The sequence below is a fragment of the Ramlibacter sp. GS1-15 genome, assembly GCF_057785015.1.
Window position 1 is genome coordinate 1441057 of record NZ_JBYNTU010000001.1, and the last position, 23719, is coordinate 1464775.

Annotated in this window: 19 protein-coding genes and 1 tRNA gene; 16 read left to right on the forward strand and 4 right to left on the reverse strand. The window is 67.2% G+C overall.

Annotation, left to right across the window (positions count from 1 at the left end; translation table 11 throughout):
* Window positions 1–78: 78 nt before the first annotated feature.
* Window positions 79–501 (reverse strand): RNA-binding S4 domain-containing protein, encoded by a 423-nt coding sequence (locus AC3EF3_RS07245; RefSeq protein WP_488531482.1) that lies wholly within the window; start codon window positions 499–501, stop codon window positions 79–81.
* Window positions 502–575: 74 nt separating this feature from the next.
* Between AC3EF3_RS07245 and AC3EF3_RS07250 the strand changes: the two genes are divergently transcribed.
* The 12 genes from AC3EF3_RS07250 to AC3EF3_RS07305 all read left to right on the forward strand — a co-directional run bounded on the left by AC3EF3_RS07250 (window position 576) and on the right by AC3EF3_RS07305 (window position 15634).
* The gene (locus tag AC3EF3_RS07250) at window positions 576–1679 is read left to right on the forward strand and encodes an ABC transporter substrate-binding protein (protein ID WP_488531483.1); all 1104 of its coding nucleotides are present in this window, start codon (window positions 576–578) and stop codon (window positions 1677–1679) included.
* A 13-nt stretch (window positions 1680–1692) separates the two neighbouring features.
* Window positions 1693–3363: an ABC transporter permease gene (locus tag AC3EF3_RS07255; protein WP_488531484.1), complete on the forward strand. Its 1671-nt coding sequence runs from the start codon at window positions 1693–1695 to the stop codon at window positions 3361–3363.
* Window positions 3356–4429, forward strand: coding sequence for an ABC transporter ATP-binding protein (locus AC3EF3_RS07260; RefSeq protein WP_488531485.1), 1074 nt, complete (start codon window positions 3356–3358; stop codon window positions 4427–4429). The genes AC3EF3_RS07255 and AC3EF3_RS07260 overlap by 8 nt, the downstream gene beginning before the upstream one ends.
* A 54-nt stretch (window positions 4430–4483) precedes the next feature.
* The gene (locus tag AC3EF3_RS07265; RefSeq protein WP_488531486.1) at window positions 4484–5971 is read left to right on the forward strand and encodes a sigma-54 interaction domain-containing protein; all 1488 of its coding nucleotides are present in this window, start codon (window positions 4484–4486) and stop codon (window positions 5969–5971) included.
* Window positions 5972–6115: 144 nt separating this feature from the next.
* Window positions 6116–7318 carry a substrate-binding domain-containing protein gene (locus AC3EF3_RS07270; protein WP_488531487.1) on the forward strand — a complete coding sequence of 401 codons (1203 nt, stop codon included), beginning with the start codon at window positions 6116–6118 and terminating at the stop codon, window positions 7316–7318.
* Between the two features lie 106 nt (window positions 7319–7424).
* A complete protein-coding gene (locus AC3EF3_RS07275) occupies window positions 7425–8921 on the forward strand; it encodes an extracellular catalytic domain type 2 short-chain-length polyhydroxyalkanoate depolymerase (RefSeq protein WP_488531488.1) in 1497 nt (498 codons plus the stop codon).
* Between the two features lie 16 nt (window positions 8922–8937).
* The gene (locus AC3EF3_RS07280; RefSeq protein ID WP_488531489.1) at window positions 8938–9753 is read left to right on the forward strand and encodes an ABC transporter ATP-binding protein; all 816 of its coding nucleotides are present in this window, start codon (window positions 8938–8940) and stop codon (window positions 9751–9753) included.
* Window positions 9750–10475, forward strand: a complete 726-nt coding sequence (locus AC3EF3_RS07285; protein WP_488531490.1) for an ABC transporter ATP-binding protein — start codon at window positions 9750–9752, stop codon at window positions 10473–10475. Before AC3EF3_RS07280 ends, AC3EF3_RS07285 begins: the two co-directional genes overlap by 4 nt.
* The gene (locus tag AC3EF3_RS07290) at window positions 10472–11449 is read left to right on the forward strand and encodes a branched-chain amino acid ABC transporter permease (protein ID WP_488531491.1); all 978 of its coding nucleotides are present in this window, start codon (window positions 10472–10474) and stop codon (window positions 11447–11449) included. The genes AC3EF3_RS07285 and AC3EF3_RS07290 overlap by 4 nt, the downstream gene beginning before the upstream one ends.
* A gap of 7 nt (window positions 11450–11456) precedes the next feature.
* The gene (locus tag AC3EF3_RS07295) at window positions 11457–12506 is read left to right on the forward strand and encodes a branched-chain amino acid ABC transporter permease (protein WP_488531492.1); all 1050 of its coding nucleotides are present in this window, start codon (window positions 11457–11459) and stop codon (window positions 12504–12506) included.
* A gap of 33 nt (window positions 12507–12539) precedes the next feature.
* The gene (locus tag AC3EF3_RS07300) at window positions 12540–14705 is read left to right on the forward strand and encodes a 3-hydroxybutyrate oligomer hydrolase family protein (protein ID WP_488533751.1); all 2166 of its coding nucleotides are present in this window, start codon (window positions 12540–12542) and stop codon (window positions 14703–14705) included.
* A gap of 23 nt (window positions 14706–14728) precedes the next feature.
* On the forward strand, window positions 14729–15634 hold the full coding sequence (locus AC3EF3_RS07305) for an alpha/beta fold hydrolase (protein WP_488531493.1): 906 nt from the start codon (window positions 14729–14731) through the stop codon (window positions 15632–15634).
* Here AC3EF3_RS07305 and hemH read toward each other — a convergent pair whose 3' ends face one another.
* Window positions 15635–16618 carry a ferrochelatase gene (gene hemH, locus AC3EF3_RS07310; RefSeq protein WP_488531494.1) on the reverse strand — a complete coding sequence of 328 codons (984 nt, stop codon included), beginning with the start codon at window positions 16616–16618 and terminating at the stop codon, window positions 15635–15637. It lies immediately after the preceding gene.
* A 16-nt stretch (window positions 16619–16634) separates the two neighbouring features.
* Between hemH and AC3EF3_RS07315 the strand changes: the two genes are divergently transcribed.
* On the forward strand, window positions 16635–17327 hold the full coding sequence (locus AC3EF3_RS07315) for an HAD family hydrolase (protein ID WP_488531495.1): 693 nt from the start codon (window positions 16635–16637) through the stop codon (window positions 17325–17327).
* Window positions 17328–17336: 9 nt separating this feature from the next.
* Here AC3EF3_RS07315 and hpnD read toward each other — a convergent pair whose 3' ends face one another.
* Both hpnD and AC3EF3_RS07325 read right to left on the reverse strand, forming a co-directional pair.
* On the reverse strand, window positions 17337–18176 hold the full coding sequence (hpnD, locus tag AC3EF3_RS07320) for a presqualene diphosphate synthase HpnD (protein ID WP_488531496.1): 840 nt from the start codon (window positions 18174–18176) through the stop codon (window positions 17337–17339).
* A 28-nt stretch (window positions 18177–18204) separates the two neighbouring features.
* Window positions 18205–19128, reverse strand: coding sequence for a squalene/phytoene synthase family protein (locus tag AC3EF3_RS07325; RefSeq protein WP_488531497.1), 924 nt, complete (start codon window positions 19126–19128; stop codon window positions 18205–18207).
* A gap of 77 nt (window positions 19129–19205) precedes the next feature.
* Between AC3EF3_RS07325 and AC3EF3_RS07330 the strand changes: the two genes are divergently transcribed.
* The 3 genes from AC3EF3_RS07330 (at window position 19206) to AC3EF3_RS07340 (ending at window position 23692) form a co-directional block, all read left to right on the forward strand.
* Entirely contained in the window at window positions 19206–20354 is a 1149-nt protein-coding gene (locus tag AC3EF3_RS07330) for an efflux RND transporter periplasmic adaptor subunit (protein WP_488531498.1), read from the forward strand.
* A 7-nt stretch (window positions 20355–20361) separates the two neighbouring features.
* Window positions 20362–23535 carry an efflux RND transporter permease subunit gene (locus AC3EF3_RS07335; RefSeq protein ID WP_488531499.1) on the forward strand — a complete coding sequence of 1058 codons (3174 nt, stop codon included), beginning with the start codon at window positions 20362–20364 and terminating at the stop codon, window positions 23533–23535.
* 70 nt (window positions 23536–23605) lie between these two features.
* A tRNA-Leu gene (locus AC3EF3_RS07340) sits at window positions 23606–23692 on the forward strand.
* Window positions 23693–23719 lie beyond the last annotated feature (27 nt).

Sequence of the window (23719 nt, forward strand, 5' to 3'; positions counted from 1 at the left end):
CTCCGGTCCTCGAAAAAGGGGACCAGTACACCACAAGCAAGCGGCGGGCCCGCATAGGACAAGCCCCAAGCGCGGCTGCTAGCCTTCGTCGTCTTCGAGCGAGGCGCTCCAGCGGTCGCCCCAGCCCCGTTGCGCCTGGTCCAGATCGCGCCGCCCGCGCTTGGTCGGCCGGCCATGTTCGATGGTGTGCGCGGGTTCGGGCGCGAGGCGGCGCTGTTCGGCGGCTCGCTCGCGGGCATGCAGGCTTTCGGCGGTTTCTTCGTATAACTGTTGGGCTACAGGCGCGGGACCGCGCACGCCGGAGAGTCCCTTCACCACGACCACGCGTTCCACCTGCCCCTGGCGCAACGAGACCAGGTCGCCGGGCTTCACCTCGCGCGCAGGCTTCACGTCCTGCCCGTTCACCGCGACCCGGCCGCGCACGATCGCTTCCACGGCCAGCGAGCGCGTCTTGTAGAAGCGCGCGGCCCAGAGCCACTTGTCGATCCGCAATCGATCCATGTACTGGTGCATTCTCTTCCAATCCCGGGTGACGTACATACAATGGCCCGCATCGCAGTCAAGGAGACAACCCCATGAAGAAGGTCCTGGTTCCGGCATCGCGCGTGTTGGCCGCACTTGCGTTCATGCCCCTGGTCGCGTTGGCCCAAGTGCCGACCGGCTATCCGGCCAGCTACGGCGATACGATCGCCGCCGCGAAGAAGGAAGGCAAGGTCGTGGTCTACAGCACGACCGACACGGCATCGGCCGGCCCCCTGATCAATGACTTCAAGCAGCTCTATCCCGGCATTTCCGTCGAGTACAACGACATGAACTCGACCGAGGTCTACAACCGCTTCATCGCGGAGAAGGCCTCGGGCGGCGCATCGGCCGACGTGGTGTGGAGTTCGTCGATGGACCTGCAGATCAAGCTGGCCAGCGAAGGCGGCGCGCTCGAATACGCCTCGCCCGAGGTGCCGCACCTGCCGGCCTGGTCGGTCTGGAAGAACCAGGCCTACGGCACGACCTATGAGCCGATCGCGATCGTCTACAACAAGCGGCTGCTCTCGGGCGACGAGATCCCGCAGAGCCATGCCGACCTGATGCGCGTGTTCAAGGACAAGAGCGCCAAGCTCAAGGGCAAGGTCACGACTTACGACATCGAGAAATCGGGCGTGGGCTTCATGCTGATCACGCAGGACAGCAAGTACCAGCCGAACTTCTGGGACTTCGTGAAGGAGCTGGGCACGGTGCAACCGCGTGTGCAGTCCAGCGCGGGCACGATGATGGAGCGCATCAGCTCCGGCGAGAACCTGCTCGGCTTCAACATCTTCTATTCGTACGCGGCCCTGCGCGCGAAGAAGGACCCGTCGATCGGCATCGTGCTGCCCAAGGACTACACGCTGGTGATGTCGCGCGTGATGTTCATCTCCAAGGCCGCGAAGAACCCGAACGCGGCCAAGCTGTGGCTGGATTACGTGCTGTCTAAGCGCGGCCAGACCGTGATCGCGAACCAGGCCGAACTGGGCTCGACGCGCGACGACGTGCAGGGCGACATGACGGCCGCCGCGTTCCAGAAGCAGCTCGGTGCAACGCTCAAGCCGATCCCCGTGAGCACGGACCTGCTCGCGTTCCTGGACCAGTCCAAGCGCCTGAACTTCATCAAGCAGTGGCAGGCCGCGATGAAGGCCGGCAAGTAAGGAACCGGCCGTCGTGAAAGGTTCACCGCTGCGCGCCGCTGTCATCGCCCTGGCGGCGCTGGCGGTGTTCCTGCCGCTCGGCCTGATCTTCTACCAGAGCACGCTCAACGCGCCGTTCTTCGTCGCGCCACGTGTGCACGGGCCCGGCGCGTTCGAGTTCATCTTCGCCGACAGCGACTTCTGGGACTCGTTCAGGAATTCGGTGGTGATCGCCGGAGCGATGGCACTCATCGCCGTGCCGCTCGGCGGCATCCTGGCGTTCCTGGTCGTGCGCACCGATTTGCCGGGCCGCGGCTGGATCGAGCCCCTCCTGCTGGTTCCGGTGTTCGTGTCGCCCATGGTGCTGGCTTTCGGCTACGTCGTCTCGGCGGGGCCGGTGGGTTTCTATTCGGTCGCGGCCAATCACCTGCTCGGCTTCGTGCCGTGGAACGTGTATTCGCTCACCGGCATCGCGATCATCGCGGGCCTCACGCACGTCCCGCACGTCTACCTGTATTCCTCGTCGGCACTCAAGAGCCTGGGGTCGGATGTCGAGGAGGCGGCGCGCATGGCCGGTTCGAGCCCGTTCCAGGTGGCCAGGGACGTGAGCCTGCCGATGGTGATGCCCGCACTGCTGTTCTCGGGCGTCCTCGTCTTCTTCCTGGGCTTCGAGCTGTTCGGCCTGCCGCTCGTGCTGGGCGACCCGGAAGGGCATCTCGTGCTGGCCACGTACCTGTACAAGCTCACGAACAAGCTGGGCACGCCGTCCTACCACCTGATGGCGGCGGTCGCCGTGTGCATCGTCGCGATGACGTTCCCGCTGGTCATGCTGCAGCGCTACCTCCTCAAGAACGCGAACCGGTACGTCACGGTGAAGGGCAAGGCGGGCCGCCAGCGTCCGCTGCCGCTGGGTCAATGGCGCTGGGTCGCCGCGGCGATCCTGTTCATCTGGCTGTTCGTCACCGTGTTCGTCCCGCTGTCCGGCATCGCCTTGCGCGCGTTCGTGACGAACTGGGGCGAAGGCGTGAACATCCTGGAGGTGCTCACGCTCGACCACTTCAGGGAGGTGTTCGGCCAGCCGACGCTGGTGCGCGGCGTCTGGAACACGGTGCTGGTGGGAGTGGTCGGCGGCGGCATCTCGGTGATCTGCTATGCGGCGGTCGCGCTCGCCACGCACCGGCGGCCCGACGGCTGGTCGCGTTTCATCGATTACCTCGTGCTGGTGCCGCGTGCGGTGCCGGGCCTGCTCGCAGGCCTCGCGTTCCTCTGGGTCTTCCTGTTCTTCCCACCGCTGTCGCCGCTGCGATCGACCATCTTCAGCGTCTGGCTCGCGTATACGGTGGTGTGGATCGCCTATGGCACCCGGCTCGTGTCGGCCTCGCTGCTGCAGGTCGGGCCTGAACTCGAGGAAGCGGGGCGCAGCGCCGGCGCGAGCCGCGCGCGCGTGAGCCGCGACGTCACCTTGCCGCTGATCCGCTACGGGCTGCTCGCCAGCTGGCTGCTCGTGTTCATGATCTTCGAGCGCGAATACTCCACCGGCGTGTACCTGCTCGGGCCGGGAACCGAGGTGATCGGCTCGCTGCTGGTGTCGCTGTGGGGGACGGGGGGCGCCGACATGGTTGCCGCGCTGTCGCTGATCAACGTAGTGCTCGTCGCCGCCGGCCTGACCGTCGCGCTACGCTTTGGGGTGAACCTGCATGACTGAAACCGGAAGGGCCAAGCTGGCCGTCGAGGGCCTGCATCTTTCGTACGGCGACAATGCCATTCTCAAGGGCGTGTCGATGGGCTTGCGCCAAGGCGAGGTCGTCTCGTTGCTCGGCCCTTCCGGCAGCGGGAAGACGACGCTCCTGCGTGCGGTCGCGGGCCTGGAAGCGCCCAGGCAAGGCACCATACGCATCGAGGACAAGCCGGTGTTCGACGGCGCACAGCGGCTCGAAGTGCCCGCCGAGCGACGCAACCTCGGCCTGGTCTTCCAGTCCTACGCCCTGTGGCCGCACCGCACGGTGTTCGACAACGTGGCCTATGGCCTGAAGCTGCGCGACGTACCGGCGGGCGAGATCAAGACGCGCGTGGACGCGGCGCTCGCGAACCTCGGCCTGGGACAGCTCGGCCAGCGCTTCCCGCACCAGCTCTCGGGCGGGCAGCAGCAGCGCGTCGCGATCGCGCGCGCGCTCGTCTACAACCCGCCCGTCATCCTCATGGACGAGCCGCTCTCGAACCTCGATGCGAAGCTGCGCGAGGAGGCCCGCGCCTGGCTGCGCGAGCTGATCCTCAAGATGCACCTGTCCGCGCTGGTCGTGACCCACGACCAGGCCGAGGCGATGGCGATGTCCGACCGGATCCTGCTCCTGAACAATGGCGTGATCGAGCAGGAGGGAACGCCCGAAGCCATGTACGCGCATCCGCGCACGCTGTTCGCCGCGGAGTTCATGGGCAGCAACAACCGCATCGAAGGCAAGCTCGCCGAGACGCGCGGCGATTCGGCGCGCCTCGAAGGCGAAGGCTGGAGCCTGTGGGGATCGCTGCGCGCGGACGGCAAGCCCGCGGGCTCCGGCGCCACGGGGATGATCCGCCTGGAGCGTGTGCAGCTCGTCGACGGCCCGGGCGACAACCGCGTGCAGCTGCCGTGCGTGACCTCGATGTTCCTGGGCGACAAGTGGGAGTACCTGTTCAACCGGGGCTCGCTGCGCATCCGCGCCCATGGCCGCGAGCCGCTGGCGCCGGGCGAACGCTGGCTGCAGCTCGCGCCGCGGGACCTCTGGATCTTCTGATTTCTGGGGGCAAATCCGGATGGCTGTCCGGGTGGGCGGGGTACGATCAACGAGATGACCGAGCCCCCGAAGAAGCACGACAGCCTGCCGCTGGATGGCCAGCGCATCCTGGAGCTCGCGGCCCGGTCGATGTTCGACCTGTTCGCGAACGCGAGCGAGGGCATGCTGCTGGTCGATCGGGAAGCGCGGGTCGTCTGGATCAACGAGCAGTACAAGCGTTTCCTGCCCGCGCTGGGTTTCGATCGCGTCGAGGATTTCGTCGGCCACTCCGTGTCCGAGGTCGTGCAGAACACGCAGATGCACCGTGTGATCCGCACCGGCAAGCCCATCCTGATCGACCTGCTGTCCAACCGCGCGGGAACGTTCGTCGTCAGCCGCATCCCCTTGCGCGACGAAAGCGGGGAGGTGATCGGCGCGCTGGGCATCGTGCTGTTCGATCATCCCGAGACCACGCTGCAGCCGCTGATCCACAAGTTCGCTGCCTTGCAGCGCGACTTGGACGACGCCCGGCGCGAGCTCGCCACCCAGCGCAGGAACAAGTACACGCTGGCGAGTTTCGTCGGCAGCAGCCCCGCGGCCGTGGAGGTGAAACGGCAGGCGCGCCGCGCGGCGACGTCCTCGAGCCCCGTACTGCTGCTCGGCGAAACGGGCACGGGCAAGGAACTGCTCGCACACGCGATCCATGGCGCGTCGGCGCGCGCATCCGGGCCGCTGGTCAGCGTGAACATTGCGGCCGTGCCCGACACGCTGCTGGAAGCGGAGTTCTTCGGCGTCGCGCCCGGTGCGTACACCGGCGCCGATCGCAAGGGTCGCGACGGCAAGTTCAAGCTCGCCGACGGCGGCACGCTGTTCCTCGACGAGATCGGCGACATGCCGCTCGCGCTGCAACCCAAGTTGCTGCGGGCGCTGCAGGAAGGCGAGATCGAGCCGCTCGGCTCCAACAAGCTGGTGCCGTTCAACGCCCGCGTCATCGCCGCCACGTCGCGCGACCTGGGCGAGCTGGTGCGCGAAGGCAAGTTCCGCGAGGACCTGTTCTATCGCCTCAACGTCCTGCCGATCCGCGTGCCGCCGCTGCGCGAACGCCGCGCGGACATTCCCGCGCTCGTCGAGGTCCTGGCCGAGGACATCGGCCTGCGCAGCGGCGCGCCGACGCCGGAGATCAGCGCCGACGCCATCGCGCTGCTTTCCGCGCAGGCGTGGCGCGGCAACATTCGCGAACTGCGCAACGTGCTCGAGCAGGCCGCGATGCGCAGCGATTCGCCCTGCATCGACGCCCCGGATCTGGAGCAGGTGCTGCGCGAAGCGGGCGTGGCGCAGATCGCACCGCCCGCCATGCCGGCGCCGCCTGCGGCCAGGAAATCCGTGACACACCCGCTGCGGCCGCTCGCCGAGCAGGTGGCCGAAGTCGAGCGTGCGGCCATCGAGGCGGCGCTCGCGGCCACCGCGGGCAACAAATTGGCGGCCGCGAAATTGCTCGGCATCTCACGCGCCAAGCTCTATGAGCGGCTCGAGCCGCTGTCTGAATCCCAGTCAAGTGTCTGAAAATCAGGCAATCTGATGTGTCTGAAAATCAGGCATTTCAATTGGAGAATATGAAAACCTTCAATTGAATCAAGGATCTTGAATCTGGCATGGTGCGTGCGTGAGCCGCACTGTCCGGTTCGCAGTCACTACAAAGGAGACATCATGAAACGCCGCAACTGGCTGGCGCTGTGCGCGCTTGCCGCTTCCGCCGTCACGGCGCCCTTGGCATTCGGCCAGGCCAAGGACATCCGGATTGCCCACGTCTACAGCCGAACCGGCCCGCTCGAGGCGTACGGCAAGCAGACGCAGACCGGCCTCATGATGGGCTTCGAGTACGCCACCAACGGCACGATGACGGTGAACGGCCGCAAGATCGTCCTGATCGAGAAGGACGACCAGGGCAAGCCCGATCTCGGCAAGTCCCTGCTCGCCGCAGCGTATGCGGACGACAAGGTGGACCTCGCGATCGGACCGACGTCTTCCGGCGTGGCGCTCGCGATGCTGCCGGTCGCCGAGGAATACAAGAAGATCCTGCTGGTGGAGCCGGCCGTCGCCGACTCGATCACCGGCGAGAAGTGGAACCGCTACATCTTCCGCACGGGCCGCTCGAGTTCGCAGGACGCCATCTCCAACGCCGTCACCGTCGACCAGCCCGGCACGCAGATCGCCACGCTGGCGCAGGACTACGCGTTCGGCCGCGATGGCGTGAAGGCCTTCAAGAGCGCACTCAAGAACGCGAAGATCATCCACGAGGAATACCTGCCGCCGACCACGACGGATTTCACGGCGGGCTTCCAGCGCATCGTGGACAGCATGAAGGACAAGCCGGGCCGCAAGGTGATCTTCGTGATCTGGGCCGGCGCCAACCCGCCTTTCGCGAAGCTGGCGGACCTGGACCTCAAGAAGCGCTACGGCATCGAGGTCGCCACCGGCGGCAACATCCTGCCCGCGATGGTGCCCTACAACAACTTCCCCGGTATGGAGGGTGCGAGCTACTACTACTTCGGCTTCTCCAAGAGCCAGCCGAACCTGTGGCTCGTCACGAACCACTACCAGCGCTTCAAGTCGCCGCCTGACTTCTTCACGGCCGGTGGCATGTCGGCCGCGATGGCCATCGTCGCAGCGCTGAAGAAGACCAACGGCGACACCAACACCGAGAAGCTGATTTCGGCGATGGAAGGCATGACCTTCGACACGCCGAAGGGCCCGATGACCTTCCGCAAGCAGGATCACCAGGCCATGCAATCGATGTACCACTTCCGCGTGTCGCCGGGCGCCCGCCCGGGTGCGATGCCCGACCTCTCGCTCGTCAAGGAGATCAAGGCGAGCGAAATGGACGTGCCGATCCGCAACGGCAGGAAGTAGTCCGGTTCCACAGGCGCGGCCGCGCCTCTTTTTGATTCGTTGTTCGAGAACCCCCGGGCCAACAGGGGGATGGGTTCTTGCATCCCAACCATCAAGGAGACTCTCGATGACTTTCAGGAAGTTCTTCAGCGCCCTCGCCGGTGCGGTCTTGCTGGCCGCGTTTTCGGCCCACGCGGTCACGCTGCCCGCGCTCAATGTGGACAAGACGAAGATCAGCGTGTCCGGCCTGTCCTCCGGCGGCTTCATGGCCAACCAGCTCGGCTATGCGTATTCCGCGACCTTCATGGGCGTGGGTGTGTTCGCGGGCGGGCCGTTCATGTGCGCGGGCCACAATAATTACACCGCTTGCATGTACAACGCGACGATCAGCAGCGCGATGCTGGCCACGATGCAGACGGACATCAACAACTGGAGCGGCACGCAGATCGACGCCAAGTCCAACGTCGCCAACCAGAAGATCTTCATGTTCGTGGGCACGAGCGACTTCACGGTCGGCCCGAACCCCATGAACGCCGTGCAGACGCAGTACACCAACAACGGCGTCGCCAGCGCGAACCTCACGTACGTCCAGCGCGCCAGCACGGCCCACGTGTTTCCGACGGACTTCGACTCGACCGGCAACAACGCGTGCAACTCCAGCTCTTCTCCGTACATCAGCAATTGCGGCTACGACGGCGCGGGGCAGATGTTCGCCACGTTCTACGGCACGCTGAACGCCCGCAACAATGCGCCGGCCGCCGGCAACTACATCCAGTTCGACCAGACGCCATACACGGCCAGCAACCCGGGCATGGAGACGACAGGCTGGATCTACGTACCCGCCAACTGCTCGAGCGGCGCGCAATGCAAATTGCACGTGGCACTGCACGGCTGCCAGCAGAACTACGACACGATAGGCGACAAGTTCATCAAGAACACGGGCTACACGCGCTGGGCCGACACGAACAGCATCATCGTGCTGTTCCCGCAGACCAAGGTGGACAGCACGAGCCGCCAGACCTCGGCCAGCGGTTCGCTCGCGAACTCGAACGGCTGCTGGGACTGGATCGGCTGGTATGGCACGAACTTCGCGCAGAAGGCCGGCGTGCAGATGGCGGCGATCAAGGCGATGGTGGACAAGGTGTCGTCCGGCGCCGGCTCGGGCGGCGGTGGCGGTGGCTCGCTGCCCGCACCCACGGGCGTTGCCGTCTCCGGTGCGACGAACACGACGATGAACATCAGCTGGAGCGCGGTGAGCGGCGCTTCGGGCTACAACGTGTTCCGCAACGGCGGCAAAGTCAACGGCAGCCTGGTCACGGGCACGAGCTACACCGACAGCGGCCTCACGGCGGCCACCACGTACTCCTGGTCCGTTGCGGCGGTGGATTCCGCGGGCGTGCAGGGTGCGATGTCCTCGTCCGTCAGCGGCACGACGACCGGCAGCACGGCCGTCTGCTACACCGACAACAACTACAACCACACGGTCGCGGGCCGCGCCTACACGAGCGGCGGCTACACGTACGCGAACGGGTCCAACCAGAACATGGGCCTGTGGAACACATTCGTCACGACGACCCTCAAGCAAACCGGCACAAACTACTACGTGATCGGAACCTGTCCGTAAACAAGACCATGAAGACATGAGCCTGCTCGCGACCAAGGACCTCACCATCCGCTTCGGCGGCCACGTGGCCGTGAACGGCGTCACCTGCGCATTCCAGCCGGGCACGCTCACGGCCATCGTGGGCCCGAACGGGGCGGGGAAGACGACGTACTTCAACCTGATCTCGGGCCAGCTCAGGGCCACGTCCGGCCAGGTCACGCTCAACGGGCGCGACCTGTCCCGGCTCTCTGCATCGCAACGCACGCGCGCGGGCCTGGGCCGCGCCTTCCAGCTCACCAACCTGTTCCCGAAGCTGACGGTGCTCGAGAACGTGCGCCTGGCCGTGCAGGCCGCGCGCGACGGCAAGCATCACCGCGGCTTCAACCTGTGGAGCGTCTGGAGCGACCACAGGCAACTGCTGGAGCGCGCGGACGAGATCCTCACGGCCGTGGCGATGAACGACAAGGAGGACGAGCTGGTGGCGAACCTGCCGCACGGCGACCAGCGCAAGCTGGAAGTCGCGCTGTTGATGGCGCTGGACGCGCAGGTCTTCATGTTCGATGAGCCGACGGCGGGCATGAATGCCGCCGAAGCGCCCGTGATCCTGAACCTGATCCGCAAGCTCAAGGAGGACGCGAGCAAGACCATCCTGCTCGTCGAACACAAGATGGATGTCGTCAGGGAACTCGCCGACCGCATCATCGTCCTGCACAACGGGACGCTGGTGGCGGACGGCCATCCGGCGGAAGTAATCGCCTCGCCGATCGTCCAGGAAGCCTACTTGGGCGTGAGTACGAAGACCGGCGAAACGCCGCGTCCCGAGCTGCGCGTGGTCAACGGAGGCGGCCGATGAACGAGAACATCCTCACGCTGTCGGGCGTGCACACGCACATCGGGGCGTACCACATCCTCCATGGTGTCGATCTCGTCGTGCCGCGCGGGCAGCTGACGATGCTGCTGGGCCGCAACGGTGCGGGCAAGACGACGACCTTGCGCACGATCATGGGCCTGTGGCGCGCGTCGGCCGGCCAGGTCACCTTCAACGGGCAGGACATCACGCAGTTGTCCACGCCGCAGATTTCCTCGCTGAACATTGCCTACGTGCCCGAGAACATGGGCATCTTCTCCGACCTGACGGTGAAGGAGAACATGCTGCTGGCCGCGCGCTGGGCACGCCATGCCGGGCAGATGGACCCGTCGCGGCTGCAGTGGATCTTCTCGCTGTTTCCTGCCGTGGAGAAGTTCTGGAACCACCCGGCCGGCAAGCTTTCGGGCGGACAGAAGCAGATGCTCGCGGTCTCGCGCGCCATCATCGAGCCGCGCGAGCTGCTGATCGTCGACGAGCCGAGCAAGGGCCTCGCGCCCGCCATCATCAACAACATGATCGATGCCTTCGCGCAACTGAAGGCGAGCGGCGTGACGATCCTGCTGGTCGAGCAGAACATCAACTTCGCCAAGCGCCTGGGCGACACCGTCGCCGTGATGGACAACGGCCAGGTGGTGCATGCGGGCTCGATGAAGGAGCTCGCCGAGGACGAGGAATTGCAGCACTCGCTGCTGGGGCTTGCGATATGAAGAACGATTTCGATTGGAAGCCGCTGGCACTGGTGCCGTTGCTCGCGCTGCTGGTGCTGCCGTTCGTGGGCTCGGGCTCGACCTGGCTCACGCTCACGGTCGCGGGCCTCGCGATGGGCATGATCATCTTCGTGATCGCCTCGGGCCTGACGCTCGTGTTCGGGCTGATGGACGTGCTGAACTTCGGCCACGGCGTGTTCATCGCGCTCGGCGCGTTCGTCGCTACCAGCGTGCTGGGCGCCATGGGCGACTACACGAATTCCGAGAGCCTGTGGCAGAACCTGCTCGCGGTGCTGCCGGCGATGGTCGTCGCGATGCTGGTGGCCGGCGCGCTCGGCCTGGCTTTCGAGCGTTTCATCGTGCGGCCGGTGTACGGCAACCACCTCAAGCAGATCCTGATCACCATGGGCGGGATGATCATCGGCGAGGAGCTGATCAAGGTGATCTGGGGGCCGCTGCAGATTCCGCTGCCGCTGCCGCAGGCGATGCGCGGCTCGGTCTTCATCGGCGACGCCAACATCGAGAAGTACCGGCTGATCGCCGTCGTGGTCGGTGCGCTCGTCTTCGCCGTGTTGTGGTGGGTGCTGGCGCGCACGAAGATCGGCCTGCTGATCCGCGCCGGCGTGCAGGACCGCGAGATGGTCGAGTCGCTGGGCTACCGCATCAGGATCCTCTTCATCGGCGTCTTCGTCGTCGGCTCCGCGCTCGCGGGCCTGGGCGGCGTGATGTGGGGCCTGTACCAGCAGAACGTGATCCCGCAGATGGGCGCGCAGGTGAACGTGCTCATCTTCATCGTGCTGATCATCGGAGGGCTGGGCTCCACCAGCGGCGCGCTGATCGGCGCGCTGCTGGTGGGGCTCATGGCCAATTACACCGGCTTCCTGGTGCCCAAGGCGGCGCTCTTTTCCAACATCGCGCTGATGATGGCTATCCTGCTGTGGCGGCCGCAGGGCGTCTATGCGCTGAGCAAGTGAGGACGCGATGCTGAACCGCATTCTTTCCAACGACTGGCCGCGCAGCCGTGTGCTGGCCGTGCTGCTGCTCGTGATCCTCGTTGCCCTGGCCGTCACGCCGTTCGCCGTGCCGGGGGTGAAGGCCCTGAACGTCGCCGCCAAGGTGATGGTCTTCGTCGTGCTCGTCGCGAGCTTCGACCTGCTGCTGGGCTACACCGGCATCGTGAGCTTCGCGCACACCATGTTCTTCGGCATCGGCGCCTACGGCATCGCGATCGCCTCGACCCGCATGGGTCCCGGCTGGTCGTCCATCGTCGTGGGCCTCATGGTCGCGCTCGGCCTCTCGTTCGTGCTCGCGCTGCTGGTGGGCCTGTTCTCGCTGCGGGTGCGCGCGATCTTCTTCTCGATGATCACGCTGGCCGTGGCCGCGGCATTCCAGACGCTCGCTTCGCAACTGTCGGACATCACGGGCGGCGAGGACGGCCTGACGTTCAGGATGCCGGAAGTGCTGTCGCCGAGCTTCCAGCTCACGGAGTCGCTCGACGGCCGCATCGTCGCCTACTACTTGCTGTTCGCCGTCGCCGTGGTGTTGTTCGTGGCGATGCTGCGCATCGTGAACTCGCCCTTCGGCCGGGTGCTGCAGGCCATCCGCGAGAACGAGTTCCGCGCCGAGGCGATCGGCTACCGCGTCGTCTATTTCCGCACGATGTCGAGCATCCTCTCGGCGCTGTTCGCCACGGTGGCCGGCGCGATGCTCGCCATCTGGCTGCGCTACAACGGCCCGGATACGTCGCTGTCCTTCGAGGTGATGCTCGACGTGCTGTTGATCGTCGTGATCGGCGGCATGGGCACGATCTACGGCGCCGCGATCGGGGCGGCGATCTTCCTGGTCGCGCAAAGCTACCTGCAGGACCTGCTCAAGCTGGGCAGCGATGCGGCTTCCGGCTTGCCGTGGCTGGCCGCGTTGCTCTCGCCGGACCGGTGGCTGCTCTGGCTCGGCCTGCTGTTCGTGCTGTCCGTCTATTACTTCCCGACCGGCATCGTCGGCCGCCTGCGGGCGGTGCGGGCCGCCCGCTGATTCGCGTCCACCACCCACCAGGAGGCTGAAATGATGAAGACGACATGGGGCGCCACGGCGCTTGCGGCGATCGCGCTGGCCGGCTGCGGCGGCGGATCGGACCGGGTCCTGAACACCATCCCGTCGGGCATCACGCAGGTGTCCGTCACCAGCTACTCGGCCACCGCGCCAGGCGCCGGCACGAGTGCGGCCACGCAGGACCTGTTGACCGGCGGCCTGGGCAAGACCGGCCTCGGCAACGCCGTCGCACCGACGTACGCGGACCCGCTGAACCCCACCGCGCTGGAACTGCGCCGCAATGCGATCCACTCGAACTACCGCGCCATCGTGGACCCGACGGCCAACGGCGGCTACGGCACGCTGTACGGGCCGAACGTGGACACCTCCGGCAACGTGACCACCAGCGAGGGCCTGATCCCGGGCAAGGAATACCTGGCCTACCTCGATGACGGTTCGAACAACAAGAAGACGACGATCGCCGTCCAGGTGCCGGCCAGCTTCGACGTCAACAGTCCCTGCCTCGTGCTCGGGCCTTCGTCCGGCTCGCGCGGCGTGTACGGAGCGATCGCGACGTCGGCCGAATGGGCCTTGAAGCACAAGTGCGCCGTGGCGCTGACCGACACCGGCAAGGGCGTCGGCCTGTACGACATGATGGACGACACGGTGAACCGGATCGACGGCACGCGCGCCACGCGTGCGGCCGCCGGCGCGCTCAGCAACTTCGCCGCCGCCGTCACCGATGCGGCGCGCGCTGCCTACAACGCGGTGTTCCCGAACCGCGTCGCCCTCAAGCAGGTGCATTCACAGAAGAACCCCGAAAAGGACTGGGGCACCGACACGCTCGCGGCTGCGCAATACGCGTTCTTCGCCATCAACGATGCAGCCGGGGTGGCCGCCGGAGCGCCGGTGCGCTTCGATGCGGGCAACACGCTCGTCATTGCCGGCTCGGTGTCGAACGGCGGTGCCGCGGTGATCCGCGCTGCGGAGCAGGATTCGGGCGGCATCATCGACGGCGTCGTGGCGGGCGAGCCCGTGACCGAGATGCCCACGACGAGCGGCTATGGCATCGAGGTCGGCGGGGTGGCCATGACGGGCTTCGGCAAGACGCTGGCGGACTTCGTCACGTTCGGCAACCTGTACCAGCCCTGCGCCGCGCTGGCGGCTCCGGCGGCCATGACGGAAGTCGACTTCTTCAACTTCATGACGTTCGCCGCCATGAACACGCGTGCCACCGCGCGCTGCAGCGGCCTTGCTGCGAAGGGTCTCGTGACCGGCACCGACACCGCCAGCCAGGCGCTCGATGCCCTCAACAAGCTGCGCGCCTTCGGTTGGACGACCGAGCACGACCAGATGCACAACGCGCACTACGGGCTGGGCAACGGCCCGATCCTGGCGGCCATGTATCCATGGAGCTACGGCCGGTTCCCGGTGACGGACAACATCTGCAACACCAGCTTCGCGCCGGCCAGTGCGACCGGCGATGTGGTCGCGCTGAATGCCACGGTAAAGGCGCAGAGCTTCGCGCTGGCGAACGGTACGGCCAACGGGACGCCGGCCAGCGTGATCTACAACGATTCCGTCGGCGGTGCGAAGGCGTGGCAGTTCGCCATGTCGCCGTCGACCGGGGTCGCGGACTTCGGCCTCGACAACGCGCTGTGCCAACGTGCGCTCGTCACCGGCACGGACCCGGTCACTGGCGCCGCACTGACCGCGATGTCGTACCCGACCAAGGCGCAGAGCGACGCCGTGCGTGCGGGGATCGCCGAGGTGGTCGTGAACGGGAACATGCGCGGCAAACCCGCGCTCATCGTCGCCGGCCGCAGCGACGCCCTCGTGCCTGTCAACAACAACTCGCGCGCCTACGTCGCGTTCAACCACGTGGCCGACGCCACCGCCAAGACCCGCTACATCGAGGTCACGAACGGGCAGCACTTCGACACCTTCATCCCGCTGTCGGGGTTCGACACGCGTTTCATTCCGCTGCACGTCTACTTCAACCAGGCGATGGACGCGATGTACGCGCACCTCAGGAGCGGCACCGCGCTGCCCGCCAGCCAGGTCGTGCGCACCACGCCGCGCGGCGGCACGCCCGGCGCCGCCCCCCCGATCGCGGCGGCCAACGTTCCGGCGATCAGCGCATCGCCGGCGGCGGCCAACGCGATCACGTTCATCGGCGCGTCGCTCGCGGTGCCCAACTGAAGGCTGCTCCCAGGGAGAATTCGATGCGCTACAGCTCACGCTACGCGACCTGCGCGGGCCGCGAGATCCACTACACCGAATGGGGCGCGCAGCACGAGCGCACCGTGATCGCGTGGCACGGTCTCGCGCGCACCGGCCGCGACATGGACGAACTCGCGCAGCACCTCGCGTCGCGCTACCGCGTGATCTGTCCCGACACGCTGGGCCGGGGCTTCAGCCAATGGAGCCCCGAGCCGGCCAGGGAGTACACGCTGGCCTTCTACGCACGCCTGGCCGCCGAGCTGATGGATCGCCTCGGCATCGACGAGGCGCATTGGGTCGGCACGTCGATGGGCGGCGCGATCGGCACGGTGTGCGCGGCGGGGCTCTTCCAGCCGCAGCTGAAGGGCCGTATCAGGAGCCTGGTGTTGAACGACAACGCGCCGCGGCTGGCGGAGCCGGCCCTGGCGCGCATCCGCGCCTATGCGGGCCATCCGCCGGCCTTCGCGAGCATGGCGGAACTCGAAGGCTTCTTCCGCCAGGTCTACAAGCCCTACGGCTGGCTCAGCGATGCGCAGTGGCGGCGCCTGACCGAGACGTCCGCACGCCGGCTGCCCGACGGCCGCTGGACGCCGCACTACGACCCGCAGATGGTGCGCCAGTTCACCGATCACCCGAACGACTACGACATCTGGGCGCACTACGACGCGATCGAGATTCCCGTTCTGTGCCTGCGCGGCGTCGAGTCCGACCTGGTGCTGCGCGATGCGACCGACGAGATGATGCGGCGCGGGCCGGGCGCGCGCGGCATCACGCGCGTCGTCGAGATCCCGGGCTGCGGCCATGCGCCCGCGCTCAACGTGCCGGAGCAACTGGACCTGGTGAAGTCGTTCATCGACCAGAACGACGTTGCGGCCGGCACGCCGAAGCCGGCCGCGGCGCTGTCCTGATCAGCGCGTCGGCCAGCCGGCCAGGTGGCGTTCGGCGATCCCGCCGAGCGCCGCGATCCACGGCGTGTCGTCGTTCAGGCAGGGGATGTAGTGGAAGTCCTTCCCGCCGGCGGTGAGGAACGCCCGGCGCCCTTCGATGGCGATTTCCTCGAGCGTCTCGAGGCAATCGGCCACGAAGCCGGGACAGGCGACATCGACCCGCGCGAGGCGGCGCTTTCCGAGCGCGCGCAACGTGGCATCGGTGGCCGGCCCGACCCACTTGGCCCGCCCGAAGCGCGACTGGAAGCTGACGGTGCATTGCTCGGGCGCCAGTCCCAGGCGGCCGCTCACGCGCCTTGCGGTCTCCACGCATTCGTCGCGGTAAGGATCGCCCAGTTTGACCGTGCGTTCGGGCACGCCATGGAAGCTCAGGACCAGGTGGTCGGGGCGGCCGTGCTCGCGCCAGTGCCGCTCGATGCGGCGCACCAGCGAATCGACATAGCCATCGTCGTCGTGGTAGCGGTTCACGAAGCGCAGCTCGGGCAACGCGCGCACGCCGGCGCTCCATGCGTTCACCGCATCGATGACACTGGCCGTCGACGTGGCCGAATACTGCGGGTACGCGGTGAGGACCAGGATGCGGGTCGCGCCGGCCTTGACGAGTGCGTCCAGTTGCGAAGCGATCGACGGCTTGCCGTAGCGCATGGCGTGGCGCACGACGATGCGGTGACCGCGCTCGCCCAACCAGCCTTGCAGCCGCTTGGCCTGCCGCTCGGTCCAGACCTGCAGCGGCGAGCCGTCCGGTGTCCAGATGCTCGCGTACTTGGCCGCCGACTTGGGCGCGCGCAGCGGCAGGATGACGCCGTACAGGAGCGGCAGCCACGCGGCGCGCGGGATCTCGACCACCCGGCGGTCCGACAGGAATTCGCGCAGGTACGGCCGCACCGCGGACGCCGTCGGCGCTTCGGGCGTACCCAGGTTGCAATAGAGAATTCCGGCAGGCATGCGTTATTCTCACTGAATGCTCGACACCTCCCGGATCAAGGCGATCAGCCTCGACCTCGATGACACGCTGTGGCCGATCTGGCCGACCATCGAGCGCGCCGAGAAAGTGCTGCACGACTGGCTGGGCGAGAACGCGCCGATGGCGGCGGCGCTCTTTTCGAGCCCGTCGGCGCTGCGCGAGATCCGCGACTACATGGCGAGCAACCGGCCCGAGCTGAAACATGACCTGAGCGCCGTGCGGCGCGAGTCGATCCGGCTGGCCCTTTATCGCGCGGGCGAGAACCCGCTGCTGGCGGACAGGGCCTTCGAGGTGTTCTTCGCCGAGCGCCAGCGCGTGGACCTGTTCGAGGACGCCCGGCCCGCGCTGGAATTCCTGTCGCGGCGATTCCCGCTGGTGAGCGTCTCCAACGGCAATGCGGACCTCGAGCGCGTCGGGATCGCCTCGTACTTCCGGGCGGCCATCTCCGCGCGCGAGTTCGGCGTCGGCAAGCCCGATCCCCGGATCTTCCACGCCGCGGCCGGCGCGGTGGATGTCATGCCGGAAGACGTGCTGCACGTGGGTGACGACGCCACGCTCGACACGCTCGGGGCGCTCAATGCCGGCATGCAGGCGGGCTGGATCAATCGCGCGGACCACCTGTGGCCGCACGAACTCGAGCCGCACGTCACCCTGACGAACCTCACGGAGCTCTGTGACCTGCTGAAGTGAGCGGCGGGCCTACAGGCGCCCGAGCGCCTGCACCTTCCACGCCAGCCAGAACTTGCGCACGGGCGTGAGGCTCACCCGCTGGTGCAGCACCTGGAAGCCGTCGCGCTCGATTTCATCGAGCAGCGTGCGGTAGATGCTCGCCATCATCAGCCCGGGCTTCTGCGCCCGCCGGTCCTCGTCGGGCAGCGAGGCGAGCGCCTCGTCGTAATGGCGGCGCGCGCGCTCGGCCTGGAACCGCATCAGCGCGGCGAAGCGGTCGGAGTACTCGCGCTCGAGAATCTCGCTGGCCTTGACCTCGAACTGCTGCAGCTCGTTCACGGGCAGGTAGATGCGACCGCGCATGGCGTCCTCGCCGACGTCGCGGATGATGTTCGTGAGCTGGAATGCCAGCCCGAGCTTGTGCGCGTACGCGGTGGTCTCGGGCCGCGACTGGCCGAAGATGCGCGCCGCCACCTCGCCGACGATGCCGGCGACGTAATGGCAGTATCTCTCCAGCCCTGCGAAGTCGAGATAACGCGTCTGCTGCAGGTCCATCTCGCAGCCTTCGATCACAGCTTGCAGCTGCCGCTCCTCGATGCCGAATTCGGGCACGCAAGGCATCAGCGCCCGCATGACCGGGTGCTCGGGCTGGCCGCGAAAGGACCTGGCCACTTCGCTGCGCCACCACGCCAGCTTGGTGCGCGCCACGCCCGGATCGCTCACTTCGTCCACGACATCGTCGACTTCGCGGCAGAAGGCGTAGAAGGCGGTGATCGCCGCGCGCCGGGGCCTGGGCAGGAAGAGGAACGCGTAATAGAAGCTGCTGCCCGAACCGGCGGCCTTGTCCTGGACGTATTGCTGCGGTGTCATCGCGGCCGATTGTCCCATCGCCCGCGCCTCAGTCCTGCGCCCGGCGGAATTCGCGCTGCAGCGATTCGTTGCGACCGAGCGCGACGAGCGTGCGCCAGAGCAGCGCGCGCACTTCGGACCGCCGCACCTTCGCTCCGGGTCCCTCGACCCGCAACAGCGACAGCGTGCGTGCGCCGATCAGCGCCGGCAGTGCGCTGGCGACGCGTACCCGCGCGTTCTGCAGCGCGCCGACATAGCGCATGCCGCTTTCCAGGCCGGACTGCGCGCGGTCCATCCAGCGCTGCGGGTCGCTGCCGGCCGGCAGGTAGCGCCGCCCGATCGCGAGGTCGCGGTTCGCATCGCGCAGCACGTTGATCAATTGCAAGGCCTGGCCGTACGTGCGACCGAGTTCGAGCATCTCGGGTTCGCCCAGCGATGCGAACCGCGGCACGTGCCGGATCCCGACGCGTGTCCAGAACTCCCCGACGCAGCCGGCAACGAGATAGGTGTACTCGTCGAGCTCCCCGGCGCTCGCGAGTGTGCGCGGGTCGTCAGCCGATGCATCCCCGAAGCGCTCGACGTCCAGGCGCTGGCCGCGCACGATGTGACCGAGCACGGTGTGCACGTCGTCCCGGTCTGCGGGCGCCAGTCTCGACAGCGCGTCGATGCACCGCGGCAGCTCCCGCAACAGCAGTTGCTCCTGCGGCGTCATGCCTTCGGTCGATCGGACCGCCGGCACTGCCGCGCCGCCGTGTACCGCGGCCGCGAAATCATCCAGCGCGCGCAACCGTTCCTGGGTCGCAAGGCCCGGCGCATCGGCCAGGGTGTCGCTGGCTCGGGCGAGGAGGTACCCGAGCGCGACCGGCTGCCGCAAGCCGCCCGGCAGCAGACGGATGGACAGGTAGAACGAGCGGGAGACTCCCTTGAGCAACGGCAGCAGGGCCTTGTCAGGAGAGGGGTGGGCGGGCGGCATGGGGGCGGATTGTCGCTTGACAAGGCCAGGGTGATCCTCTAGATTACTAACCAGTCAGTCAGTAGCGAGCCCCCGCCATGCCCTTTTCCGCCTCCCGCGCCCCGGCGCGCCTGTCCCTTGCCGTCGTCTTCGCCGGGTTGGTCCTGGCCGGTTGCTCGCGCCACGAGGCGCCGCCCGAGCCGATCCGCTCGGTCAAGGTGATGACCGTAGGCCTCGACACCTTCGTATCGACGCACGAGTTCGCCGCCGAAGTGAAGCCGCGCATCGAATCGCGCCTGGGCTTCCGCGTCGCCGGCAAGATCGTACGGCGCCAGGCCGAGGTGGGCCAGCGCGTGAAGCCGGGCGAAGTGCTCGCGCAGCTGGACGCGCGCGATTACCAGCTGGCTGCCGACGCCGCGCGTGCGCAAGTGGCCGCGGCGCTGACCAACCGCGATCTCGCGGCGGCGGATTTCAAGCGCTACAAGGCGCTGCGCGACCAGAACTTCATCAGCGGCGCGGAACTCGAGCGGCGCGAGACGACGCTGAAGGCGGCGCAAGCGCAACTCGACCAGGCGCAGGCGCAGTTCGCAAACCAGGGCAACCAGGCCGCATACACCAACCTCGTGGCCGATGTCGCCGGCGTCATCACCGCCGTCGAGGCCGAGCCGGGCCAGGTGGTGCAGGCCGGCACCACGGTGGTCCGCATCGCGCAGGACGGCTCGCGCGACGTCGTGTTCTCGGTGCCCGAAGACAAGGTGGCTGCCATCAAGGCCGGATCGGCCGTGAACGTGCGCAACTGGTCCGACAACAAGCAGCTCGAAGGCAAGGTGCGCGAAGTCGCGGCCGCCGCCGACCCGGTCACGCGCACGTATCCGGTCAAGGTGTCGCTCGATGCGGCCGGCGCGCCGCCGCTCGGTGCGACGGTGTACGTCCAGCCGCAAGCCCTGAGCATCGCCGGCACGCCCGTCATCAAGCTGCCCACCAGCGCTTTGCGCCAGGAAGGCAGGGGCACGGCGGTGTGGGTGCTCGACAAGCAGACGATGACGTTGAAGTCACAACCCGTGCAGATCGCCACGGCCGACGGCAACGAGGCGGTGATCGCGTCGGGCCTGGTGCCCGGCATGCTGGTCGTGACGGCCGGCGTGCACGTGCTCTCGCCGGGCCAGAAGGTCGCGATCTATCGCGAGCGCCTGGCCGGGCCGGGCGCCACCGTGGCGCAGGACGCCGTGAAGACCGCGGCGAAGTGAGGCGAGCATGAGCGTTGCCGCCGAACCGAAGGAGAAGTTCAACCTCTCCAAGTGGGCCCTCGATCATCCTGCGCTCACGCGCTACCTGATGGTCGTGCTGATGCTGCTGGGCTTCGCCGCCTACTTCCAGCTCGGGCAGGACGAGGACCCGCCGTTCACCTTCCGCGCCATGGTCGTGCGCACGTACTGGCCGGGCGCGACGGCGCAGCAGGTCGCGGAGCAGGTCACCGACAAGCTCGAGCGCTCGCTGCAGCAGGCGCCTTACGCCGACAAGATCCGCAGCTACTCGAAGCCCGGCGAGTCGCAGATCATCTTCCAGATCAAGGACAACTCGAAGCCCGGCGACGTCGCCAACGTCTGGTACACGGTGCGCAAGAACATCGGCGACATGAAGTACACGCTCCCGCCGGGTATCCAGGGTCCTTTCTTCAACGACGATTTCGGCGACGTGTACGGCGTGATCTATGCGCTGGAATCCGACGGCTACAGCTACGCCGAATTGAAGCAGTTCGCCGATGACGTGCGCCAGCAGCTGCTGCGCGTGCAGGATGTCGCGAAGGTCGAACTGTTCGGCGTGCAGGACGAGAAGCTGTACGTCGAGATCTCGCAGAAGCGGCTCGCACAACTGGGCCTGGACTTCAACCAGGTGCTCGCGCAGCTCGGGCAGCAGAACGCGGTGGAGTCCGCCGGTGCCGTGCAGACGCCGCTCGACGTCGTGCAGGTGCGCGTGGGCGGCCAGTTCGAGGCCGTCGAGCAGCTGCGCGCGATGCCGATCCGCGGCACCTCCGGCAACCAGCTGCGGCTGGGCGACATCGCCGAGGTCAAGCGCGGCTTCGTCGATCCGCCGCAGGTCAAGGTGCGCCACGACGGGAAGGAAGTGATCGCGCTGGGCGTATCGATGGCCAAGGGCGGCGACGTCATCCGCCTGGGCAACTCGCTCAAGGCGAACATGCACCGCATCGAGGACGGCCTGCCTGCGGGCATCAAGCTCGTGCAATTGCAGGACCAGCCCAAGGCCGTGTCGAATTCCGTGGGCGAATTCGTGCACACGCTGGTCGAGGCGATCTCGATCGTGCTGGCCGTGAGCTTCGTTGCGCTCGGGCTGCACAAGCGGCCCGAAGCCGCGACGCTGCCGCTGTGGAAGCGCTGGTACATCGACGTGCGCCCCGGCCTGGTGGTGGCGATCACGATCCCGCTCGTGCTGGCCGTCACCTTCCTCGCGATGGATTACTGGGGCATCGGCCTGCACAAGATCTCGCTGGGCTCGCTGATCATCGCGCTGGGCCTGCTGGTCGACGACGCGATCATCGCCGTCGAGATGATGGTGCGGAAGATGGAGGAGGGCTACGACAAGGTCCGCGCCGCCACCTTCGCCTACGAGATCACGGCGATGCCGATGCTGACCGGCACGCTGATCACCGCGACGGGCTTCCTGCCGATCGGCCTGGCCAAATCCACCGTGGGCGAATACACCTACGCCATCTTCGCCGTGACGGTGATCGCGCTCGTCCTGAGCTGGTTCGTTTCCGTCTACTTCGTGCCTTACCTCGGCACGGCGCTGCTCAAGCCGAAGCCGGTGAGCGGCGACCACCACGAGCATTTCGACACGCCGTTCTACCGGAACTTCCGCCGGGCGGTGGACTGGTGCGTCGAGCACCGCTGGAAGACGATAGCCGCCACCATCGCGATCTTCGCGCTGGGCATCGTGGGCATGGGCCAGGTGCAGCAGCAGTTCTTCCCCGACTCGAGCCGGCCCGAGATCATGGTCGACATCTGGTTCCCCGAGGGCACGTCCTTCGCGGCGAACGAAGAGGTCACGAAGCGCGTCGACCAGCGCCTGCGCAGCGAACCGGGCGTGACGAGCGTGAGCACCTGGGTGGGCTCGGGCGTGCCGCGCTTCTACCTGCCGCTGGACCAGGTCTTCCCCCAGACCAACGTGTCGCAGTTCATCGTGATGCCGACGGACCTGAAGGCGCGCGAGCGCCTGCGCGTGCAGTTCCCGGCGCTGCTCGCGACCGAATTCCCGGAAGTGCGTGGACGCGTGAAGCTGCTGCCCAACGGCCCGCCCGTGCCTTATCCCGTGCAGTTCCGCGTCGTCGGCCCGGATCCGCTGGTGCTGCGCGAGCGCGCCGATGAAGTGAAGGACGTGATGCGCGCGAGCCCGAACACGCGGGGCGTGAACGACAACTGGAACGAATCGGTGAAGGTGCTGCGGCTGGAGGTCGACCAGTCGAAGGCGCGCGCGCTGGGCGTGACGAGCCAGTCGATCGCGCAGGCTTCGCGCACCATCCTCGCCGGGACGAATGTCGGGCAGTACCGCGAGGGCGACAAGCTGATCGACATCGTGCTGCGCCAGCCGCTGGACGAGCGCAACGCGATCACCGACCTGGGCAATGCCTACCTGCCGACGGCGTCGGGCAAGGCCATCCCGCTCACGCAGATCGCCAAGCCCACCTTCACGTGGGAGCCCGGCGTGATGTGGCGCGAGAACCGCGACTACGCGATCACCGTGCAGAGCGACATCGTCGAAGGCTTGCAGGGCGCGACCGTGACCAACGAGTTGCTGCCGAAGCTGAAGGCGCTCGAGGCGAAGTGGCCGCTGGGCTATGCGATCCAGGTCGCCGGCGCCGTCGAGGAAAGCTCGAAAGGGCAGGGCTCGATCAACGCCGGCGTGCCGGTCATGCTGTTCATCACCTTCACGCTGCTGATGCTGCAGCTGCACAGCTTCAGCCGCTCGATGCTGGTGTTCATCACGGGACCGCTGGGCATCGCCGGCGTGGCCGGCGCGCTGCTGGTGCTGGACCGCCCGTTCGGCTTCGTGGCGCTGCTCGGCGTGATCGCGCTGATGGGCATGATCCAGCGCAACTCCGTGATCCTGATCGACCAGATCGAGCAGGACCGCGCGAAGGGCATCCCGGCCTGGAACGCGATCGTCGAGTCGGCAGTGCGGCGGCTGCGCCCGATCGTGCTGACGGCGGCGGCCGCCGTGCTCGCGATGATCCCGCTCTCGCGTTCGGTGTTCTGGGGCCCGATGGCCGTGGCCATCATGGGCGGGCTGATCGTCGCGACGGTCCTCACGCTGCTGGCCTTGCCCGCGATGTACGCGGCCTGGTTCCGGGTGAAGCGGCCCGAGGAAGAGGCGCGTGAAGCGACCCGGGAGCTCGCGCCGATCCCCGGTTAAAATCGCAAGTTCGCCGGATTCCAGCGGGCTGCCGGGTTGATTCTCGGCGGCCCGTTTCCATTGAAGGTGAGCGCGGGTGGCGAAATTGGTAGACGCACCAGGTTTAGGTCCTGACGCCTTCACCGGCGTGTCGGTTCGAGTCCGACCCCGCGCACCACGACAACATTCTTCGAAGAGAGAGCCA

Bases quoted from the DNA above. Each gene is read 5' to 3' on its own strand.
- AC3EF3_RS07245 (WP_488531482.1), bottom strand. From the start codon at position 501: ATGGATCGATTGCGGATCGACAAGTGGCTCTGGGCCGCGCGCTTCTAC.
- AC3EF3_RS07250 (WP_488531483.1), top strand. From the start codon at position 576: ATGAAGAAGGTCCTGGTTCCGGCATCGCGCGTGTTGGCCGCACTTGCG.
- AC3EF3_RS07260 (WP_488531485.1), top strand. From the start codon at position 3,356: ATGACTGAAACCGGAAGGGCCAAGCTGGCCGTCGAGGGCCTGCATCTT.
- AC3EF3_RS07265 (WP_488531486.1), top strand. From the start codon at position 4,484: ATGACCGAGCCCCCGAAGAAGCACGACAGCCTGCCGCTGGATGGCCAG.
- AC3EF3_RS07270 (WP_488531487.1), top strand. From the start codon at position 6,116: ATGAAACGCCGCAACTGGCTGGCGCTGTGCGCGCTTGCCGCTTCCGCC.
- AC3EF3_RS07275 (WP_488531488.1), top strand. From the start codon at position 7,425: ATGACTTTCAGGAAGTTCTTCAGCGCCCTCGCCGGTGCGGTCTTGCTG.
- AC3EF3_RS07280 (WP_488531489.1), top strand. From the start codon at position 8,938: ATGAGCCTGCTCGCGACCAAGGACCTCACCATCCGCTTCGGCGGCCAC.
- AC3EF3_RS07285 (WP_488531490.1), top strand. From the start codon at position 9,750: ATGAACGAGAACATCCTCACGCTGTCGGGCGTGCACACGCACATCGGG.
- AC3EF3_RS07290 (WP_488531491.1), top strand. From the start codon at position 10,472: ATGAAGAACGATTTCGATTGGAAGCCGCTGGCACTGGTGCCGTTGCTC.
- AC3EF3_RS07295 (WP_488531492.1), top strand. From the start codon at position 11,457: ATGCTGAACCGCATTCTTTCCAACGACTGGCCGCGCAGCCGTGTGCTG.
- AC3EF3_RS07300 (WP_488533751.1), top strand. From the start codon at position 12,540: ATGAAGACGACATGGGGCGCCACGGCGCTTGCGGCGATCGCGCTGGCC.
- AC3EF3_RS07305 (WP_488531493.1), top strand. From the start codon at position 14,729: ATGCGCTACAGCTCACGCTACGCGACCTGCGCGGGCCGCGAGATCCAC.
- hemH (WP_488531494.1), bottom strand. From the start codon at position 16,618: ATGCCTGCCGGAATTCTCTATTGCAACCTGGGTACGCCCGAAGCGCCG.
- AC3EF3_RS07315 (WP_488531495.1), top strand. From the start codon at position 16,635: ATGCTCGACACCTCCCGGATCAAGGCGATCAGCCTCGACCTCGATGAC.
- hpnD (WP_488531496.1), bottom strand. From the start codon at position 18,176: ATGACACCGCAGCAATACGTCCAGGACAAGGCCGCCGGTTCGGGCAGC.
- AC3EF3_RS07325 (WP_488531497.1), bottom strand. From the start codon at position 19,128: ATGCCGCCCGCCCACCCCTCTCCTGACAAGGCCCTGCTGCCGTTGCTC.
- AC3EF3_RS07330 (WP_488531498.1), top strand. From the start codon at position 19,206: ATGCCCTTTTCCGCCTCCCGCGCCCCGGCGCGCCTGTCCCTTGCCGTC.
- AC3EF3_RS07335 (WP_488531499.1), top strand. From the start codon at position 20,362: ATGAGCGTTGCCGCCGAACCGAAGGAGAAGTTCAACCTCTCCAAGTGG.